The sequence below is a fragment of the Nonomuraea sp. JJY05 genome (assembly GCF_043496855.1).
Classification (GTDB): domain Bacteria; phylum Actinomycetota; class Actinomycetes; order Streptosporangiales; family Streptosporangiaceae; genus Nonomuraea.
On sequence record NZ_JBIEIS010000112.1, the window covers coordinates 1 to 2,862 of the forward strand.

Annotated in this window: 1 protein-coding gene; it reads left to right on the forward strand. The window is 71.6% G+C overall.

Translation table 11 applies throughout. From position 1 onward, the window contains the following. On the forward strand, positions 1 to 2,862 hold a 2,862-nt coding region (locus tag ACFKCF_RS61455; protein ID WP_394506752.1), incomplete at both ends, for an SDR family NAD(P)-dependent oxidoreductase.

The following is a 2,862-nucleotide window of genomic DNA, read 5'->3' on the forward strand; positions in this document are numbered from 1 at the left end:
TTGAGCATCGCCGACGAGACCGGCGCGCCGGTGGCCGAGGTCAATGCGCTCACCTTGCGTGCTCTGTCCGCCACCGAACTCAGCGCATCCGACACCCAGGGCTTGCTGCACCAGCTCGACTGGGTGGTGGTCCCGGCCGCTCCCGCTCAAGAGGCGCACCGGTGGGTCGTGCTGGGGCCCGATGACCTGGGCACGGGGACCGAGACCCGATCGGATCTCGCCTCCATCCAGCCGCCCGAGGCCGTTCTGGTCGCGTGCCCGGCCGCCGGCCAGGACGTGCACGCCACGACCCACGCGACGCTGGAGCTGGTCCAGAAGTGGCTCGCCGACGAGCGCTTGACCTCGTCCCGGCTGGTCGTCGTCACGCGCGGCGCGGTGGCGGCCGGTCCGGAGGACGTGCCGGATCCGGCGCAGGCGGCGGTGTGGGGTCTGGTACGGGCCGCGCAGGCCGAGCAGCCCGGCAGGTTCATGCTGCTGGACCTGGACGCGGAGCCGCTGCGCGCGGAGACGATCGACCAGGCCCTGACCACGGGCGAGGCCCAACTGGCCGTCCGAGCCGGTCAACTGCTGACCCCGCGCCTCAACCGAGCCGCAGGATCACAGGAGCCAGGCCGGCTCGGCGAACCCTGGGTCGGCGGACCCGAGGGGACCGTGCTGGTCACCGGGGGCACCGGCGGGTTGGGCGCGCTGGTGGCCCGGCATCTGGTCGCCGAGCACGAGGTCAGGCACCTGCTGCTGGTCAGCCGCCGGGGCCTGGAGGCGCCCGGTGCCGCCGCACTCGCGGTCGAGCTGGCCGAGTACGGCGCCAACGTGTCGGTGGCCGCCTGCGACGTCGGCGACCGCGAGGCCCTCGCCCGACTGATCACCTCGATCCCCGCCGAGCACCCGCTGACGGGCGTCGTCCATACGGCAGGTGTTCTGGACGACGGGGTCATCGCCTCCCTCACGCCGGAGCGCCTCGACGCCGTGCTGCGGCCCAAGGCCGACGCGGCGCGGCACCTGCACGAGCTCACGCGGGATCTCGGCCTGGCCGCGTTCGTGCTGTTCTCCTCGGTCGCCGGGCTGCTGGGCAGCGCGGGCCAGGGCAACTACGGCGCGGCCAACGCGTACCTGGACGCCCTGGCACACCACCGCAGAGCGCAGGGTCTCCCGGCCACCTCGCTGGCCTGGGGCGTCTGGGCCACCGACGGCATGGCGGGCGAGCTCAAGGAATCCGACCTGCGCCGGATGGAACGCGCAGGCGTGAAGCCGCTGTCCATCGATGACGGGCTCGCTCTCTTCGACACCGCTGTGTCGTCCGGCCAGGCGCTGCTCATTCCCGCACGGTTCGTACAAACCAGGACTAACGGGCGCACCCTGGTGCGTCGTGCCGGCAGCGCCAACGGGCTCGCCCAGCGCCTGGCCGCGCTGGACCCGGCCGGACGCCGGACGATGCTGACAGACCTGGTCCGCGGCAGCGTGGCCACGGTGCTCGGGTTCGCCGACGGGTCGGCCATCGACCGGCAACGCCCGTTCCAGGACCTCGGCTTCGACTCGCTGACCGCGGTCGAGTTCCGCAACCAGCTCAACGCGGCCACCGGGCTGCGGCTCCCGGCCACCCTCATCTTCGACTACCCGACGGCCGAGGCGGTGGCGGAGTTCCTGGCGGGTGAGCTGGTCGGTGGGCAGTCCTCGCAGGCTGTGGCTGTCACCACGACGGCGACGGACGAGCCGATCGCGATCGTCGGCATGGCGTGCCGGTACCCGGGTGGCGTGGCCTCGCCGGAGGACCTATGGGAGCTGGTGTCACAGGCCCGCGACGCGATCGGAGACTTCCCGACTGATCGCGGCTGGGATGTGGACGGGGTGTACGGACCGGAGCCCGGCACGCCGGGCAAGACTTACACGCGCCTGGGCGGGTTCCTGTACGACGCCGCCGAGTTCGATCCTGTCTTCTTCGGTATCTCGCCACGTGAGGCGTTGGCGATGGATCCGCAGCAGCGGCTCCTGCTGGAGGCGTCGTGGGAGGCGGTCGAGCGCGCGGGGATCGATCCCCATGGGCTGCGGGGGAGCCGGACGGGTGTGTTCGCCGGGGTGATGTATCACGACTACGGCCTGGGCACTCCGGCGTCGACCAGCGGCGGCAGCCTGGTGTCCGGACGGGTGTCCTACACGTTCGGGTTCGAGGGCCCGGCGGTGACCGTGGACACCGCGTGTTCGTCGTCCTTGGTGGCGTTGCACTGGGCTGCTCAGGCGTTGCGGTCCGGTGAGTGCGATCTGGCGCTGGCCGGCGGTGTGACGGTGATGTCGACGCCGGGGATGTTCATCGAGTTTTCGCGGCAGCGGGGCCTGTCCATGGACGGGCGCTGTAAGGCGTTCTCGGCGGCGGCTGATGGCACCGGCTGGGGTGAGGGCGTCGGTGTGCTGCTGGTGGAGCGGCTGTCCGACGCCCGGCGCAACGGGCACCAGGTGCTGGCGGTCCTGAAGGGGTCGGCGATCAACCAGGACGGTGCCAGTAACGGGATCACCGCGCCGAACGGTCCTTCCCAGCAGCGGGTGATCCGCCAGGCGCTGGCCAACGCCGGTCTGACGGCCGCCGATGTGGATGTGGTCGAGGCACACGGCACGGGCACCAAGCTCGGCGACCCGATCGAGGCCCAGGCGCTCCTCGCGACCTACGGCCAGGAACGCGACCGGCCTTTGTGGCTGGGGTCGCTGAAGTCGAACATCGGTCACACGCAGGCCGCTGCCGGCGTGGGTGGCGTGATCAAGATGGTCATGGCGATGCGGAAGGGTGTTCTGCCGCAGACCTTGCATGTGGATGAGCCGTCGCCGCACGTGGACTGGTCGGCTGGGGCGGTGCGGCTGCTGACCGAGGTGCAG